The organism is Oceanibium sediminis (assembly GCF_003265325.1).
GTDB lineage: Bacteria > Pseudomonadota > Alphaproteobacteria > Rhodobacterales > Rhodobacteraceae > Halovulum > Halovulum sediminis.
The window spans coordinates 310,612-326,759 of sequence record NZ_QGNX01000002.1; the positions used below are offsets into that span (position 1 = coordinate 310,612).

Annotated in this window: 12 protein-coding genes; 5 read left to right on the forward strand and 7 right to left on the reverse strand. The window is 67.1% G+C overall.

All coding sequences use genetic code 11. From position 1 onward, the window contains the following. Nucleotides 1–24: 24 nt before the first annotated feature. The 3 genes from DJ029_RS06950 to pdeM all read left to right on the forward strand — a co-directional run bounded on the left by DJ029_RS06950 (nt 25) and on the right by pdeM (nt 4,183). Complete coding sequence (locus tag DJ029_RS06950; protein ID WP_232823000.1) at nt 25–840, forward strand: NAD(P)-dependent oxidoreductase; 816 nt, start codon at nt 25–27, stop codon at nt 838–840. A gap of 175 nt (nt 841–1,015) precedes the next feature. Next, complete coding sequence (locus DJ029_RS06955; RefSeq protein WP_112321629.1) at nt 1,016–3,424, forward strand: ligase-associated DNA damage response DEXH box helicase; 2,409 nt, start codon at nt 1,016–1,018, stop codon at nt 3,422–3,424. A gap of 81 nt (nt 3,425–3,505) precedes the next feature. Next, nucleotides 3,506–4,183: a ligase-associated DNA damage response endonuclease PdeM gene (gene pdeM / locus DJ029_RS06960; protein WP_112321630.1), complete on the forward strand. Its 678-nt coding sequence runs from the start codon at nt 3,506–3,508 to the stop codon at nt 4,181–4,183. Nucleotides 4,184–4,189: 6 nt separating this feature from the next. On the opposite strand, the gene folD is transcribed toward pdeM, so the two are convergent. From folD to DJ029_RS06995, 7 genes are all read right to left on the reverse strand, one after another. Continuing rightward, nucleotides 4,190–5,089 (reverse strand): bifunctional methylenetetrahydrofolate dehydrogenase/methenyltetrahydrofolate cyclohydrolase FolD, encoded by a 900-nt coding sequence (gene folD / locus DJ029_RS06965; protein ID WP_112321631.1) that lies wholly within the window; start codon nt 5,087–5,089, stop codon nt 4,190–4,192. 26 nt (nt 5,090–5,115) lie between these two features. After that, nucleotides 5,116–6,792: a formate--tetrahydrofolate ligase gene (locus DJ029_RS06970; protein WP_112321632.1), complete on the reverse strand. Its 1,677-nt coding sequence runs from the start codon at nt 6,790–6,792 to the stop codon at nt 5,116–5,118. A 358-nt stretch (nt 6,793–7,150) separates the two neighbouring features. Then, nucleotides 7,151–9,079, reverse strand: a complete 1,929-nt coding sequence (ftsH, locus tag DJ029_RS06975) for an ATP-dependent zinc metalloprotease FtsH (RefSeq protein WP_112321633.1) — start codon at nt 9,077–9,079, stop codon at nt 7,151–7,153. 79 nt (nt 9,080–9,158) lie between these two features. Further along, nucleotides 9,159–10,400 carry a tRNA lysidine(34) synthetase TilS gene (tilS, locus tag DJ029_RS06980; RefSeq protein ID WP_112321634.1) on the reverse strand — a complete coding sequence of 414 codons (1,242 nt, stop codon included), beginning with the start codon at nt 10,398–10,400 and terminating at the stop codon, nt 9,159–9,161. Nucleotides 10,401–10,404: 4 nt separating this feature from the next. Continuing rightward, the gene (gene ybgF / locus DJ029_RS21925) at nt 10,405–11,505 is read right to left on the reverse strand and encodes a tol-pal system protein YbgF (RefSeq protein ID WP_198671074.1); all 1,101 of its coding nucleotides are present in this window, start codon (nt 11,503–11,505) and stop codon (nt 10,405–10,407) included. A gap of 18 nt (nt 11,506–11,523) precedes the next feature. Continuing rightward, the gene (locus DJ029_RS06990) at nt 11,524–12,054 is read right to left on the reverse strand and encodes an OmpA family protein (RefSeq protein WP_112321635.1); all 531 of its coding nucleotides are present in this window, start codon (nt 12,052–12,054) and stop codon (nt 11,524–11,526) included. 198 nt (nt 12,055–12,252) lie between these two features. Then, the gene (locus DJ029_RS06995; protein WP_198671075.1) at nt 12,253–13,248 is read right to left on the reverse strand and encodes a fatty acid desaturase; all 996 of its coding nucleotides are present in this window, start codon (nt 13,246–13,248) and stop codon (nt 12,253–12,255) included. Nucleotides 13,249–13,503: 255 nt separating this feature from the next. Here DJ029_RS06995 and DJ029_RS07000 point away from each other — a divergent pair, with 255 nt between their 5' ends. Next, nucleotides 13,504–15,129, forward strand: a complete 1,626-nt coding sequence (locus DJ029_RS07000) for a peptide ABC transporter substrate-binding protein (RefSeq protein WP_112321636.1) — start codon at nt 13,504–13,506, stop codon at nt 15,127–15,129. Nucleotides 15,130–15,190: 61 nt separating this feature from the next. Then, nucleotides 15,191–16,114: an oligopeptide ABC transporter permease OppB gene (oppB, locus tag DJ029_RS07005; RefSeq protein WP_112321637.1), complete on the forward strand. Its 924-nt coding sequence runs from the start codon at nt 15,191–15,193 to the stop codon at nt 16,112–16,114. Nucleotides 16,115–16,148: the final 34 nt, after the last annotated feature.

Genomic DNA, 16,148 nt, shown 5'->3' on the forward strand with positions numbered 1-16,148 from the left:
GGGCCCGCAGCTTTGGGGGCATCGTTGAAAACCGGCGTCGCCGGTTGCGGCAACATGGGCCTGCCCATGGCGCAGGCGATACGGGCCGCGGGGATCGATCTCCGCGGTCTAGATCTGCGAGCGCCCGAAAGCTACGGTCCGAATGCGTCCTGGATGACGGACGATCCCCGCGCCTTCGCCGCCGACCGGCAGGCGATCTTCTCCGTGGTGCGCGATATCGCGCAAACCGAAATGCTGCTGTTCGGCGAACACGGCCTGCTCGCCGCCGCCTGCAAACTCGAAATCCTCGCCATCTGCTCCACCCTCGCCCCGTCTTACGTGCGCGATCTGCGCGCGCGCATCCCCGGCCATATCGCCCTGGTGGACGCGCCCATGTCCGGCGCCCCCGTCGCCGCGCACGAGCGTCGCCTCAGCTTCATGCTCGGCGGCCCCGAGGCCGCCCTCGACCGGCTTGCCCCCGCCCTAAACGCCATGGGCACCCGCTTCCACCGCCTCGGGCCGCTCGGTACGGGCATGACCGCCAAGGTGCTGAACAACCTCGTAGCTGCGGCGTCGGTCGCGGCAACCCGCACCGCGCTGGAATGGGCCGACGCCAATGGCCTGCCCGAGGAAGCGCTCCTTGCGGTGATGAACGACAGCTCCGGGCAGACCTGGTTCGGCAGCAACTTCGCGCAGATCAACTTCGCCCGCGAAGGCTTCGCTCCCGACAACTCCATGGCAATCCTCGTGAAAGACGTCGAAAGCGCGCGCAGCGCCGCTCCCGAAGGGACGGACACATCCCTCGCCGACGCGTTGATCGCGCGCATCGCAGCCCTGCCGCCCCGCCCTCCAAAGTCCTGAAATATCCCCGCCGGAGGCCCCGGCCCGCCCGGCACACCATGCCCGCCCCATCGCGTAAACGCCTGCAACCGCGCCGCGGGGCCCCGCCCCCGCGCAAGCGGGGGTGGGGGCAAGGGGAACGGGCCGCAGGCCCCCCCGCTTGGCAAGCGGTCCAACGCCTGCCAGAACAAGGGGGATGACGCGCACCCTGCCCCCTCGAATCCTCGCCTGGTTCACCGCTCGCGGCTGGCAGCCGCATCCCCACCAGCGCGCGCTGCTGGAGCGTGCGGACGATCCCGCGACCCTGCTGATCGCCCCGACGGGCGGCGGCAAGACGCTCGCCGGCTTCCTGCCCACACTCTGCGACCTCGCCAGTGCGCCGCACGGGGGGATGCACACACTCTACGTCTCGCCGCTGAAGGCGCTTGCAGCGGATATCAAGCGCAACCTCAGCGCCCCGGCGTCGGAAATCGGGCTTGATATAAGGATCGAGGATCGCACCGGCGACACGCCCCAATCCCAGCGCCAGCGCCAGCGGCGCGACCCGCCGCAGATCCTGCTGACCACGCCCGAAAGCCTGGCACTGCTGCTGTCCTACGAGGACGCGCCGCGCATCTTCGCCGGGCTGCGCCGCGTCGTCGTGGATGAAATCCACGCGCTGGCCGAAAGCAAACGCGGCGATCAGCTGATGCTGTGCCTCTCCCGCCTGCAAAGCCTGGTGCCGGACCTGACCCGCGTCGGCCTCTCCGCCACCGTGGACAAGCCCGAGCGGATCGCGCGCTACCTCGCCCCCGCGCCGCAGCCCTGCCCCATCGTCGCCGCGGACCCCGGCCCCGACCCGGACATCAGCCTGCTGGAAACCGACACGCCGCCGCCCTGGGCGGGGGCGGGCGGGCGCTACGCGGTGAATGAGGTGATGGAGCTGATCCGCGAGGCGCAAACCACCCTTGTCTTCATCAATACCCGCGCCCAGGCCGAGCTGTTCTTCCGCGCCCTGTGGGAGGTGAACGACACCGCCCTGCCCATCGGCATCCATCACGGCTCCCTCTCGCGCGAGGCGCGCCAGAGGACCGAGGCGGCGATGGTCGCGGGCGAGCTGCGCGCCATCGTCTGCACCGGCTCGCTCGACCTCGGGATCGACTGGGGCAACGTGGACCTGGTGATCCAGGTCGGCGCGCCCAAGAACGTCAAGCGCCTGGTCCAACGCATCGGGCGGGCGAACCACCACTACAACGCGCCCTCGCGCGCGGTGCTGGTACCCGCCAACCGGTTCGAGGTGATCGAATGCCGCGCCGCCCTGGAAGCGGTTTTCGCGCGAGACCTGGACAGCGACGCGCCCCGCGATGCGCCGCTAGACGTACTTTGCCAGCATATCCTGCTGATGGCCTGCGCCGCCCCCTTCAGCGCAGACGCGCTGTTTGACGAAGTCCGCCGCGCAGGCCCCTACGCAGATCTGACTCGGGAATCCTTCGATCGCTGCCTCGATTTCTGCGCCACGGGCGGCTACGCGCTGCGCGCCTATGACCGCTGGCAACGCCTGCGCGAACAGGACGGGCTGTGGTCCCTGCGGGATCCGCGCAGCGCGCGCAACCTGCGCATGAACATCGGGACGATTGTCGAGGTCGAGACCCTTGCCGTGCGCCTGAAGAACAAGTTCGGCGGAGCCCCCCTGGGCGAGGTGGAGGAAGCCTTCGCCGCCACCCTTTCCCCGGGCGACACCTTCCTGATCGGCGGCCAGACCGTCCGCTACGAGGGCCTGCGCGAAATGGTGGTCGAGGTGACCCGCCAGGGCGCAAAGCAGCCCAAGATCGCCGTCTTCGCGGGGGTCAAGATGGCCACCTCGCTGGAACTGTCGTCCAGGGTAATCGACATGCTCGGCGACCGGGATCGCTGGGCCGCGCTACCGCTGCACACCCGCCAGTGGCTGGGGCTGCAGGAAAGGATCTCCGCCCTGCCCCGGCCTGACCGGCTGCTGGTGGAAAGCTTCACGCGGGCCGAGCGCGAATACCTCGCCGCCTATACCTTCGCCGGGCGTAACGCGAACCAGACGCTCGGCCTGCTGATGACTCGCAGGATGGAGAGCGCGAACCTCGCCCCCATCGGCTTTGTCGCCACCGACTATGCGCTGCTGATCTGGGGGCTGGAGCGCGTGCGCGACCCCGCCCCGCTGCTCAGCCCCGCCAACCTGCGCGACGGGCTGGACAGCTGGCTGTCCGAGAACGCGGTCATGAAACGCACCTTCCGCACCGCCGCCGTGATCGCCGGGCTGATCGAGCGGAACATGCCCGGCAAGCGCAAGTCCGGGCGGCAGGCGACGTTTTCCTCGGACATCCTTTACGACACCTTGCGCAAGTACGACCCCGGCCACCTGATGCTGGACGTCACCCGCGCCGAAGCCGCGCGCGGGCTGGTCGATTTCGGCCGGGTCGAGGCGATGCTGGCCCGCATCGATGGGCGCGTCGACCTGGTGCGCGCACCCCATGTCACACCGCTTGCAGCGCCCCTTTTGCTGGAAATGGGCAAGGTCCCGATCAAGGGCGCGGCAGAGCAACTGGCCCTCGAATCCGAGGCTCGCGCCCTGATGGAAGAAGCCGGGCTGACCTGAGCGCCACACTCCGTGGCAATCGCGCGAATGCAGTACGTTTAGACATGGACAGGGTTTCGCTGTTCCTGTTTTGTATCCGTCATGTCAGATACCGAAATCCTGCTCTGCGGCACCACGCTCTCCGCCCGTCCTTCGGGTGCCTTGTGGTGGGCGGAAGCGGAAATCCTCTGCGTTGCGGATCTGCACCTCGGCAAGTCCGAGCGGCTTGCCCGGCGCGGCGGCAGCCTTTTGCCGCCCTATGAAACCGCCGAAACGCTGAGCCGCCTCCAGCGGGAAATCGACGCCCTGCAACCACGCAGCGTCATCTGCCTCGGCGACAGTTTCGACGACAGCCACGCCGCAGAGCTTCTTCCCGAGGCGGAGCGTCAGATGCTCGGCAGCCTGATGTCCGGGCGGCGCTGGATCTGGGTCACCGGCAACCACGACCCGGAGATCCCGGGCCTTGGCGGCACCCACATGGCCGAGGTATCCCGCGGGCCGCTGCTGTTTCGCCACATCGCCCATCCCCGCGCCGAAGCGGGCGAGGTTTCGGGCCACTACCACCCCAAGATGCGCCTCGCCACCCGCGCGGGCAGCGTCTCGCGCCCCTGTTTCGTGGCAGATAGGCGCCGGCTAATCCTGCCCGCCTTCGGTGCCTATACCGGCGGGCTGAACTGCACCAGCGGCCCCCTGCGCGAGTTGTTCGAGGAAACCGCGATCTGCGTTCTGACCGGCACCGCGACCACCAGCGTACCGCTGATCACGCGCGCCACCGCCTGAGCGCAGTCAGGCGGTCAAACCCTCAGACTCAGGCAGGCCGTGAATGCGGCAGCACGCCGTCAGCGTGTTGGCCAGCAGGCAGGCGATGGTCATCGGCCCCACGCCGCCAGGCACAGGCGTGATCGCTCCCGCGACGTCAGAGGCGCTTTCGAAATCAACGTCGCCCAGCAGCTTCGTCTTGCCCGGCTTGTCGGGGTGCGGCACCCGCGTGATGCCCACGTCGATCACCGTCCCGCCCGGCTTCACCCAGTCTCCTTTGACCATCTCGGCCCGGCCCACGGCGGCCACCAGGATATCCGCCCGCCGACACACCTCGGCCAGGTCCTTCGTGCGCGAATGGGCGATGGTCACGGTGCAGTTGTCGCGCAGCAGCAGCTGCGCCATCGGCTTGCCGAACAGGTTTGAGCGCCCGATCACGACAGCCTCCAGCCCCTCCAGCTTGCCAAGCCGGTCGCGCAGCAGCATCAGGCAGCCCAGCGGCGTACAGCTGACCAGCGCGTCCAGCCCCGTGGACAGACGCCCCGCGTTGGTCACGCTCAGCCCGTCCACGTCCTTCGCGGGGTCGATCCGCGCCACCGTGCGCCGCTCGTCCAGCTGTTCGGGAACCGGGAACTGGCACAGGATGCCATGCACCTTCGGGTCCGCGTTCAGCTTGTCGATCAGCGCGAAAAGCTCCTCCTCGGGGGTGTCGGCGGGAAGCTTGTGCTCGAACGAGGCCATGCCGACCTCCACCGTCGCCTTGTGCTTGTGGGCGACGTACACCTCGCTCGCTGGGTCCTCGCCCACCAGCACCACGGCCAGGCCGGGGGTGATCCCCTGCTCGGCCTTCAGCTGCGCCACCTGATCGGCGATCCGCGCGCGCACACCGGCCGCGAAGGCCTTTCCGTCAATGATATCTGCTGTCATCTGCTTCGTATTTCCCTTGTTGCGGGTCAGAACAAGCCTTCGATCTGACCCACGTCATTCAACATGATCGACTCGGCCGAGGGGACGCGGGGCAGACCCGGCATCGTCATGATCTCACCGCAGATCGCCACGATGAACCCTGCCCCTGCGCTGAGGCGCACCTCGCGGACCGGCACCGAGTGGCCGGTGGGCGCGCCGCGGCGACTCGGGTCGGTCGTGAAGCTGTACTGGGTCTTGGCCATGCAGACCGGCAGGTTACCGAAGCCCTCCGCCTCCCAGGTTTTCAGTTGCTCGCGGATCTTGGTGTCGGCGATCACCTCGTCCGCGCGATAGATGCGCTTGGCGATCGTCTCGATCTTTTCGAACAACGGCATGTCATCGGGGTAGAGCGGCGCGAAGTTCGACACGCCGCTTTCGGCCAGCTCGACCACCTTCTCAGCCAGGTCGGTGATCCCGGCGCTGCCCTTGGCCCAATGCTTGCACAGGATGGCTTCGGAGCCCTGGCTGGCCACGTAGTCCTTCACCGCCTGCACCTCGGCGTCGGTGTCGGACACGAAATGGTTGATCGCCACGACCACCGGCACGCCGAAGGATTTCACGTTCTCGATATGCCGGCCGAGGTTGGCGCAGCCCTGGTTGACCGCATCGACGTTTTCCGCGCCGAGGTCGGCCTTCGCGACCCCGCCGTTCATCTTCATCGCGCGTACCGTGGCCACCAGCACCACCGCGTCCGGCGCGATGCCCGCCTTGCGGCACTTGATGTTCATGAACTTCTCGGCCCCGAGGTCCGCGCCGAAGCCCGCCTCGGTCACCACGTAATCAGCCAGCTTCAGCGCCGTCGTGGTGGCCACGACCGAGTTGCAGCCATGGGCGATATTGGCGAAGGGGCCGCCATGCACGAAGGCGGGGTTGTTTTCCAGCGTCTGCACGAGGTTCGGCTGCATCGCCTGCTGGAGCAGGACGGTCATTGCGCCGTCGGCCTTGATGTCCCGGCACAGGATGGCCTTACGCTCCCGGGTGTAGGCGACCACGATATCGCCCAGGCGGCGCTGCAGATCCTCAAGGTCCGTGGCAAGACACAGGATCGCCATGACTTCCGAGGCGACGGTGATGTCGAAACCGGCCTGGCGCGGGAAGCCGTTGGCCACGCCGCCAAGGCTGGTGACGATATCGCGCAGCGCGCGGTCGTTCATGTCCATCACCCGTCGCCAGACGACGCGGCGCTGGTCGATCTCCAGCGCGTTGCCCCAGTAGATGTGGTTGTCGATCATCGCGCTCAGCAGGTTGTGGGCACTGGTGATCGCGTGGAAGTCGCCGGTGAAATGCAGGTTCATGTCCTCCATCGGGACCACCTGCGCGTAGCCGCCCCCGGCCGCGCCGCCCTTCATGCCGAAACACGGCCCGAGCGAGGCTTCGCGGATGCAGATCGCCGCCTTCTTGCCGATGGCGTTCAGCCCGTCACCGAGGCCCACGGTGGTGGTCGTCTTGCCCTCGCCCGCAGGGGTGGGGTTGATCGCGGTGACGAGGATCAGCTTGCCGTCGGGCTTGTCCTTCTGGGCGGCGATGAAACTGGCCGACAGCTTGGCCTTGTCGTGGCCGAAGGGCAGCAGATCTCCGGAAGGGATATCGAGCCGGGCGCCGATATCCTGAATCGGCTTCTTGTCTGCTTCGCGTGCAATCTCGATATCAGTCTTAAAGGCCATGTCCCCGGCGCTCCCTTTTTTTAAGGCATTTTGTTGCGCCCATATGGCGCGCCTTTTCGCCAAAGGGCAGGGTCTTTTCCGACACCCGGGGTCAGAAAATCGACCCCGATGCCCCGGCAGCCGCACGCCGGTTTCCGTTGCGAAACCCCGACCGTCGATCAGCGACCGGCTCGGACGGCATTACGCCCCTTCGGGATGTCATCGGAACGGCCCATGGTCAAGGCGGATCACCCGCCGGGGCGGCCGGCGATCCGGCAGGCGGGGGCCGCGGAACCGGCGCGGGCGGCCCAACGAAAAAACCCGGGCGCGGGGCCCGGGTTTCATTTGTCCTGAGCGGCACGAAAGTACCGGGCGGAGGTCAGGTCGGTTCGGGTTCCATCCCGCCGTCTTCCGCCGCCGGCTTGCGCTTCGGGCGGCCCGTCTTCGGGATTGCCGCGATGCTGGGCGTACCGGAATTGTCCTGGGCGTCGTCGTCGCTGTCGTCGCCACGGGTCAGCGCCTCGCCCGCGATCACGCGGGTGATCTCGGAGCCGGTCAGCGTTTCGTACTCCAGCAGCCCTTCGGCCAGGCGCTTCAGGTCGTCCGACTTCTCGGTCAGGATGCGCTTGGCGGTTTCGTAGCCCTCGTCCACCAGGCGGCGGACTTCCTGGTCGATCGCCTCCTGCGTGTCGGGGCCGGCCTGGACGCCGCCCTGCTGCGGGCCGAGATAGCTGAACTGTTCGTTCGCGTAGTCGATGTTGCCCAGGGTTTCGGACATGCCAAAGCGGGTCACCATCGCGCGGGCGATCCGGCTGACCTGCTGGATGTCCGACGCCGCGCCGGAGGTTACATTTTCCGGCCCGAAGGTCAGTTCCTCGGCCACCTTGCCGCCCATCGCCATGGCGATCTGGCTCTTGTACTTGGTCTTGGTGACGGAGAGCTGGTCGCGTTCCGGCAGGCTCAGCACCAGGCCAAGCGCGCGGCCACGGGGAATGATCGTCGCCTTGTGGATCGGGTCGTGCTGGGGGACGTTCAGGCCGACGACAGCATGGCCCGCCTCGTGATAGGCGGTCAGCTTGCGCTCATCGTCGGACATGACCATGGAGCGGCGCTCCGCCCCCATCATCACCTTGTCCTTGGCGTTCTCGAAATCCTCCATCGTGACGAATCGCTTGCCGGTGCGCGCCGCCATCAGGGCAGATTCATTCACAAGGTTCGCCAGGTCCGCACCGGAAAAGCCGGGCGTGCCGCGCGCGATGATGCGCAGGTCCACGTCCGGGCCAAGAGGCACCTTGCGCGCGTGAACTTCGAGGATCTTCTTGCGTCCGTTGATGTCAGGGTTCGTCACCTGCACCTGGCGGTCGAAGCGGCCCGGGCGCAGCAGGGCCGGGTCCAGCACGTCGGGGCGGTTGGTGGCGGCCAGAAGGATCACGCCTTCGTTCGCCTCGAAACCGTCCATCTCCACCAGCAGCTGGTTCAGGGTCTGCTCACGCTCGTCGTTGCCGCCTCCGTAGCCTGCGCCACGGTGCCGGCCCACGGCGTCGATTTCATCGATGAAGACGATACAGGGGGCGTTCTTCTTGGCCTGTTCGAACATGTCGCGCACGCGGCTCGCGCCGACGCCGACGAACATCTCGACGAAGTCCGAGCCGGAGATGGTGAAGAAGGGCACGCCCGCTTCGCCCGCGATGGCGCGCGCGAGCAGCGTCTTACCGGTGCCCGGAGGGCCGACCAGCAGCGCGCCTTTCGGGATCTTGCCGCCCAGGCGGCTGAACTTCTGCGGGTCGCGCAGGAATTCGACAATCTCTTCAAGCTCTTCCTTGGCCTCGTCGATGCCGGCGACATCGTCGAAGGTCACCTTGCCGGACTTTTCGGTCAGCAGCTTCGCCTTGGACTTGCCAAAGCCCATCGCGCCGCCTTTGCCGCCGCCCTGCATGCGGTTCATGAAGAAGATCCACACACCGATCAGCAGCAGGAACGGCAGCCACAGGCTGAGCGTCGCCATGAAGGTCGACTGCTCCTGCGGCACAACTTCGATGTTCACGCCCGCTTCGCGCAGTTGCGGCAGCGGGTCCGCGTTGCGCGGCTGGACGGTTTGCAGCGTGGTGTTGTCCGCCGTCTTGATGATCACATTCTCGCCATCGAGCCGGACCGAGGAGACCTGCCCCGCCTCGACCGAGTCGAGGAACTGCGAATAGCTGATGTCGCGCGCCGATTGGGCCGGTCCGCCGTTCGAGAACACGTTGAAGAGCGCCATCATGAGAACGAACACGATGACCCAGAAGAAGATGTTTTTCGAGTTACCCACGGGGTCTCCTAAAGGCTTCGGCCGGCAGTCGGCCTAAGGCGGAATAGTGCTTGGCTACATAAGCTGAGTTACCAAGGTTTCAACGGTCTGGCGTTCCGGCGACCGCCGTCGTCCAGTCAATAACCCTACTAACATGACAGCCTTCGCTGCGCATTGCAAAGGGTGCGGCAATCAGCGCGTCCGCCCGCCAGAACGCGGGTGAGGGCAAAAGCGCCGCTCTCGGCAGCCCCGCCTCGCGCCAGTCGGGCAGTTGGCGCAGCCCCGCCTCGCCCAGAGGGGCGACGGTCAGGCCGGACCCGGACGGGCCGGTGCGCCATGCGCCGTCCCAGACCGCGCCGCTGCGCACCGGGGGGCCGCAGGCCGCCGGTTCGCGGGTGATCAGCGCCGTCGCGCCGCGCCCCTGCACGAGACAGCCATGCAAGCCCCGCGCAGGCAGGTCATCGGGGGATGTCAGGCCCTTGTCGATGTCTTCCAGCGCCTTCAGGCGAGGCCGGTAGGGGGCGGATCCGATCCAGCAGAGCGCGCTTGCCAGCAGCCGCAGGCGGATTTCTGCCGGGCAGTCTCGGTACGCGGGCCGGTCCAGTTCCAGCGCGCCCACGGGCAGCGGGCGGATGACGCGCGCCGCCGCCTCGGCTGTCGCCCGCTCTAGCGCATGGCGGGCGCGGCGCAGCTTGTCCGCGGTGCCCGCCAGCCGCTCCACCCCGAGGCCGAGGTCCTCCAACGCGGGCAACAGGGCGCGCATGCGCACGCGATCGAAGCGTGGATCCGTGTTGGAGGGGTCGTCGACCCAAGCCTCCCCCCGCGCGCTCAGCCAGTCGCGCAATGCCTGCCGGCGCTGGCCCAGCAGGGGGCGCAGCCATGTCACACCGGCCCGCCGGGACACCGGCGCCATTGCAGAAAGCCCGTCGATGCCAGAGCCGCGCGCAAGGCGCAGCAGCAGGGTTTCGGCCTGGTCGTCCCTGGTATGTCCGAGGGCGACGGCGGCCAGCCCTCGTTTGCCCGCCCAGTCCGCCAGAAGCTCCGTGCGCGCCTGCCGCGCGGCGTCCTGAAGGTTGCCTTGCGGTGCGCCCGACCATTGCAGGGTTTGGTGTGGCAATCCCAGGCGCGCGGCGCGCGCGGCCACGAGGTCAGCCTCGGCCGCGCTTTCGGGACGCAGCCCGTGGTCCACTGTCGCGACATGCAGCGCGCGCCCTGTGGTCGCGGCCCAGTCATGCAACAGCAGCATCAACGCAACGGAATCGCCGCCTCCAGACACCGCAACCCCGATGGGCCCGTCGGCGGGGGCGGCGTCGTGCATCCAGCGATGCAGCGCCTCCAGCATCGGCTCAGCTACAGCCCAGCGCCCGCTGTTCGGAGGCGGTGCGCGCCGACAGGTCCGCCGGAAGCGACGGGAAGCGCGCGGTCACCTGCTCCAGCGTCAGGCAGGCTTCGTCGGTCTGGCCGAGACGCCCCAGCGCAACGCCGAGGCGATAGAGCGCGTCGGGCGCTTTCGGCCCCTCCGGCGCGCCGGAAAAACTGTCGAGGTAGTTGCGTGCCGCGGCGTTCCAGTTGTTCTGCGCGGCCAAGGCCTCGCCCCGCCAATAGGTCGCCTCGCCCCCACGTTCGGCGGCGGGGTAGGTTTCAAGATAGCGGGTGAACGCCTGCTCCGCCCCGGCGTAATCGCCCGAGGTGAAGGTGTTGAGCGCCGCCGCAAACATCTCCGACGCCGGAAGTGGCAGGCTGTCCGCCGGAGCGGCGGGGGACGTGGCATTACCCGCAGCCGTCCCGGTCTCAAGCCCGATCTCGCCCGATCCCGGCAGGGCCGCGGGCGGCGCGCTGGCGGGATCGCCCACGGGCGCGCTTTCAAGCGTCACGCTTTCCATCGGGGCAGCGAGCACCGCCTCGCCCGCGGGCGCGGAGGCGCTGACCTCACCCAGGTTCCCGGGGCGGACCACGGGGCGCACGTCGCCGCTGGGCGGGCCCGGCGGCAGGGTCTGGGCGCCTGCCTCGACCCCGGCGCCATTTTCCGTGCCGCTTTCCAACGGCGCGGGCGCATCGCTGCCGAGGGGGCGGGTTTCGCCAAGGGTGCTGTAGTCGCCGCCCTCAAGCTCCAACAGGCGGAATTCCAGGTCACCGATCCGGTTGGTGCCGTCCTGGACGATCTTGTCGATGCGAAAGCGCAACTCCTCCGCCTGGCCGGTCAGGCGGCGGAGTTCTTCCTCGATCTGGTCCACACGGGTAAGCACGGGGGCCGTGTTGGTGACGCCGGTCACCGCCGGATCGCCGGCGACAAGCTCATTGCGCAGGGACTCGATTTCAGCCTTCAGCGTTCCGATCTCGATCCGGATGTCCGCAAGCGTCTGCGCATCCGGCGCTTGCGTCTGTGCCAGCGCGGGCAGCCCGGCAAGTGCCAGACCGCAGATCAAAGTCAGGTGACGCAGTTTCATCTTCAGCCCCACGGTCCGTCAGACGCCCAGTCCACCAGTAACGACGGTGACCGCCCGACGGTTCCGTGACCAGCAGCTTTCATCCGAGCAGACCGCCAGCGGGCGTTCCTTGCCGAACGGCAGGGTCGAGATCCGGCCATCGGGAATCCCCTTGGCCACCAGGTAATCCCGGACCGAGCTGGCCCGGCGCGCAGACAGGCGGAAGTTGTATTCACGCGTCCCCGTCTCGTCCGCGTGGCCTTCGATGGTGATCGCGGTGGTGGATTGCGCCAGCAGCCAGGCGGCCTGCTGGTCAAGGATCGCCATCGCCTGCGGCGACAGGCTGGACTGGTCCACGGCGAATTGCACGCGGTCCCCGATCACCTGGTTGAAATAGGCGACGGAGGAAACCTCGATCGGCCGCCCGTCCGGGCCCAGGACGGTTCCCGAACCGCCGACGCCACCGGCACCGCCAGCGCCGCCCGGCCCGTAGATCCCGTCGATGTCCTCACCCTGCGAACAGGCAGATACGGCAAGCGCCGCGCATAGCAGAAAGATTGCAGGTTTCATGGTGCCCTACCCCTTTGATGTCCTCAATACGCATGGCCCCGATCCGGTTCTCCGGGTGCCCCTGCCCTGTGTCCGCCAGGGCTTTCGCCCCGTCTTAACATGTTTCTGACGGGTCTGCCTAGCAACCCTGCACGGCGATGCGATCACACCCTCGACATAATCGACATCCGGCGTGATTCCGCCGCCAATCGCCCCCGCCTACCCCGGGAGGGGCCGCGCCACCTGCGCCTCCAGCTCTCCGAAGGCCTGACGCCAGAGCACCGGCAACATCTCGCGATAGACCGCCCAGACGCCGGGATAGGGCGGCGGGCATTCATCGCGGATCGCCGCGTGCAGCGCGGGCAGCGCGTGATAGGGCACCGTGGGCGAGACGTGATGCTCCAGGTGGTAGTTCATGTTCATGTAAAGAAAGCGGAACACCGGGTTCACCAGCACCGTGCGCGTGTTCAGGCGATGGTCGCTGACGTTTTCGGCAAGCCCCGCGTGCTGGGTCAGCCCCAACAACTGGTGCAGCCACCCGGCATAAAAGCGCGGCCCGATCACGAACAGCAACGGCAGCGGCGTGCGCCAGGTCACGCAGGCCAGGATCAGCAGCGCCCAGAGCGCGACGTAGATCCGGGACGAGCGGACCAGCCGCGCCCGGGCCCGCTCGGGCACAAAACTCGCCTCCGCTGGGGCAAGGCCGATGAAGGCGTGACGCAGGATGCGCCGGATCTCCGCCGTGCCGCCGCGCAAATGAAAGACGTCCATCAGCAGGTGCAGCAGATGCGCGGGCCGCGTCACCTGGATTTCCGGGTCCGCACCACGCACGATGGTGTGCGTGTGGTGCCGCGTATGGCTGTAGCGCCACAGGTACGCCTCGCGGATCGTCATGAAGCTGCAGATCTCGTACCAGAAGCGGTTCAGCCGCGGGCTGGCGAAAACCGTGCCGTGGGACAACTCATGCCAGCGCGCATCGCTCGACGAATAGATCGTGCCGTAAATAAAGAACGCCGGGATCGCCCAGACCGAGGGGTAGAGCGCGAACGCCACAGCACCGCTGGCCAGAAGCAGCGCCACCCACAGCGCGAAGTTCCCCGTAGCCGGGTGATCCGAAAGCGTGCGCAGCCGCGCAAGTTCGACCGACGGCAGCGAGGGCGCCCACCATTTCACCGGCTTCGGCCGCCCCTCCCCGCTCAGCACGTAGTCCTGCACGATCGCGCCTCCCCTGCGTCTTCCGCGGGCAAGCGTGGCCGGGGCGCGGTCACAAATCAAGCGCGACGCCCGATTCCTGCCCCCGGCACGGCAACCCGGCGCTTGGCGTGAGGTAAACCACAGTTGGGGCTTGCGCTTTGAAAACTTCCGCAAAGAATGAACTCATGTCTCCAGCCCAAGTACAGGGCCGGGACCCCGGAAAGAGAGGCCGCAGAAGAATGCGGCCCGCGACCCCTTCAGGAGGACATCACCATCATGCTCACGAGATCAATTCTGACGCTCACCGCGACAGGTCTGTTCCTGTCCACCGCCGCGCCGCTGTTCGCCGCCGGCACCCACCCCGTGACCGGCGAACCGCTGGCCGACAACCAGGACTTCACCTACCGCCTGCTGGACGAGTTCAAGACCCTCGATCCCCAGTTGAACGAGGAAACCGTCGGCTTCCACGTGATCCGCGACATCTTCGAAGGGCTGATGAACCAGGACGAAAACGGCCAGCTCGTCCCCGGCGTCGCCACCGGCTACGAGGCGTCGAACGGCAACAAGACCTACACCTTCACCCTGCGCCAGGACGCGAAATGGTCCAACGGCGACCCGGTGACCGCCCATGACTTCGTCTACGGCTGGCAACGCGCGGTGAACCCTGAAACAGCCTCGCCCTATGGCTGGTATCTTGAGCTGACCTCCATCACCAACGCCGCCAAGATCCTGGCGGGGGAAGCCGCCCCCGATACCCTGGGCGTGCGCGCCGTGGACGACTACACGCTGGAAGTCACCCTGGAACAGCCCCTGCCCTATTTCCCGGCGATGACCACCTACGCCACGCTGTTCCCCGCCCACAAGGCCACGATCGAGGCCCACGGCGCGGAATGGACCCGCCCCGAGAACATCGTCAGCAACGGCGCCTACAAGCTGACGGAACACGTGGTCGGCGAATACCACGTGCGCGAAAAGTCGGACACCTACTGGGATGCGGACAACGTGATCCTGGAAAAGGTCACCGGCCTTGTCATCAACGACGCGAACCAGGCGCTGACCCGCTACCTGGCCGGGGAAATCGACTACATGGACGACCTGCCCCCCGGCCAGTTCCCCGCCCTGAAGGCGGACTACCCGGACGAGGCGACCTCCGTGCCGCGCCTGTGCTCCTACTACTACGCCTTCAACTTCACCGACAGCGGCAACCCCGCGCTGCAGGACGTCAACGTGCGCAAGGCCCTGTCCATGGCGATCGACCGGGACGTGATCGTCGAGCAGGTGCTGAAGGGCGGGCAGACCGGTGCCTACAACTTCGCCCACCCCGCGACGGCGGGCTTCACGATGCCCGACATCGACTACGGCACCTGGACCCAGGCCGAGCGTGACGCAAAGGCGAAGGAACTGATGGCCGAGGCCGGCGTCGACGCGTTGAAGCTGAAGCTGATCTACAACACCTCCGAATCCCACAAGCAGATCGCCACCGTGGTCAGCCAGATGTGGAAGCAGAAACTGGGCGTCGAAACGGAACTCGCCAACTTCGAGTGGAAAACCTACCTCGATATCCGCGGCAACCAGGAATTCGACGTGGCGCGATCCGCCTGGTGCGGCGACTACAACGAGGCGTCGACCTTCCTCGACCTCGTCACCACCACCCACGGCGCGAACGACGGCAAGTATTCCAACGCCCGGGTGGACGAGCTGATGGCCGAGTCCAAGACCACGGACAACCCCCAGCCCCTCTACACCGAGGTGGAGCAGATCCTCGCCGACGAAATGGCCATCGCGCCGATCTACCACTACGCCAACACCTTCATGCTCAAGGACGACATCGAGGGTTGGCCGCTGAACAACGTCGAAAACAACTGGTACTCCAAGAACCACTATCGCGTCGCCACCGAGTGATACGATCAAAGGTGCGGGCGGGGCCTGACCCTGCCCGCACCCCGGTTCCGGGGGGCCCTTCATGACAAGCTTCATCCTGCGCCGTCTTGCCGTCGCCATCCCGACGATCCTCGCGCTGATCGTCATCTCCTTCATCCTGATGTATTCCGCGCCCGGCACGCCCTTCACGACCGAGCGCGCCCTCCCGCCGGAAGTGATGGCAAACCTCGAGGCGAAATACGGCCTCGACCAGCCCTTCCTCGTGCAGCTCTGGCGCTACGTCAGCGGCGTCGTCTTCGCCTTCGATTTCGGCCCGTCGTTCCTCTACAAGGACCGCAGCGTCGCCGACATCATCCGCCAGGGCTTCCCGGTGACGCTAACCTACGGTTTCTGGTCCTTCGTCGTGGCGGCGGTGGTGGGCATCACGCTCGGCGTGCTTGCCGCGATCTACCACAACTCCTGGCTCGACTACCTCGCCGTGGGCGTCACCGTCGGCGCGCAGGTGCTGCCGAACTTCGTCATGGCCCCGATCCTGGTGCTGGTCTTCACGCTCTGGCTCGGCTGGCTGCCAGGCGGGGGCTGGCAAGGGGGCGCCTGGCCCTACCTCGTGATGCCGGTGATCGCGCTCTCCACCAGCTACATGGCCTCCATCGCGCGGCTCACCCGCTCCTCCATGCTGGAAACGCTGAACGCCAACTTCATCCGCACCGCCCGCGCCAAGGGGCTGCCGATGCGCCGCGTGGTGATCCGCCACGCGCTGAAACCCGCGCTGCTACCGGTGATCTCCTACCTCGGGCCGACCTTCGTGGGCATGATCACCGGCTCGGTGGTGATCGACATCTACTTCTCGACGGGCGGCATCGGCATGTTCCTCGTGAACGCCGCCTTCAACCGCGACTATTCCATCATCATGGGCATCACCATCCTGACCGGCGTGCTCACCATCCTCTTCAACCTGGCCGTGGACGTGATCTACGCCTGGATCGACCCGAAAATCAGGCTCTGACATGAACCCTCCCCCACTTTACTCCCGAAATACT

What these genes read in the sequence shown, in the direction of transcription:
- DJ029_RS06955 (WP_112321629.1), top strand. Translation starts at nt 1,016, where the DNA reads ATGACGCGCACCCTGCCCCCTCGAATCCTCGCCTGGTTCACCGCTCGC.
- folD (WP_112321631.1), bottom strand. Translation starts at nt 5,089, where the DNA reads ATGACAGCAGATATCATTGACGGAAAGGCCTTCGCGGCCGGTGTGCGC.
- DJ029_RS06990 (WP_112321635.1), bottom strand. Translation starts at nt 12,054, where the DNA reads ATGAAACCTGCAATCTTTCTGCTATGCGCGGCGCTTGCCGTATCTGCC.
- tilS (WP_112321634.1), bottom strand. Translation starts at nt 10,400, where the DNA reads ATGCTGGAGGCGCTGCATCGCTGGATGCACGACGCCGCCCCCGCCGAC.
- ybgF (WP_198671074.1), bottom strand. Translation starts at nt 11,505, where the DNA reads ATGAAACTGCGTCACCTGACTTTGATCTGCGGTCTGGCACTTGCCGGG.
- DJ029_RS07000 (WP_112321636.1), top strand. Translation starts at nt 13,504, where the DNA reads ATGCTCACGAGATCAATTCTGACGCTCACCGCGACAGGTCTGTTCCTG.
- DJ029_RS06970 (WP_112321632.1), bottom strand. Translation starts at nt 6,792, where the DNA reads ATGGCCTTTAAGACTGATATCGAGATTGCACGCGAAGCAGACAAGAAG.
- oppB (WP_112321637.1), top strand. Translation starts at nt 15,191, where the DNA reads ATGACAAGCTTCATCCTGCGCCGTCTTGCCGTCGCCATCCCGACGATC.
- pdeM (WP_112321630.1), top strand. Translation starts at nt 3,506, where the DNA reads ATGTCAGATACCGAAATCCTGCTCTGCGGCACCACGCTCTCCGCCCGT.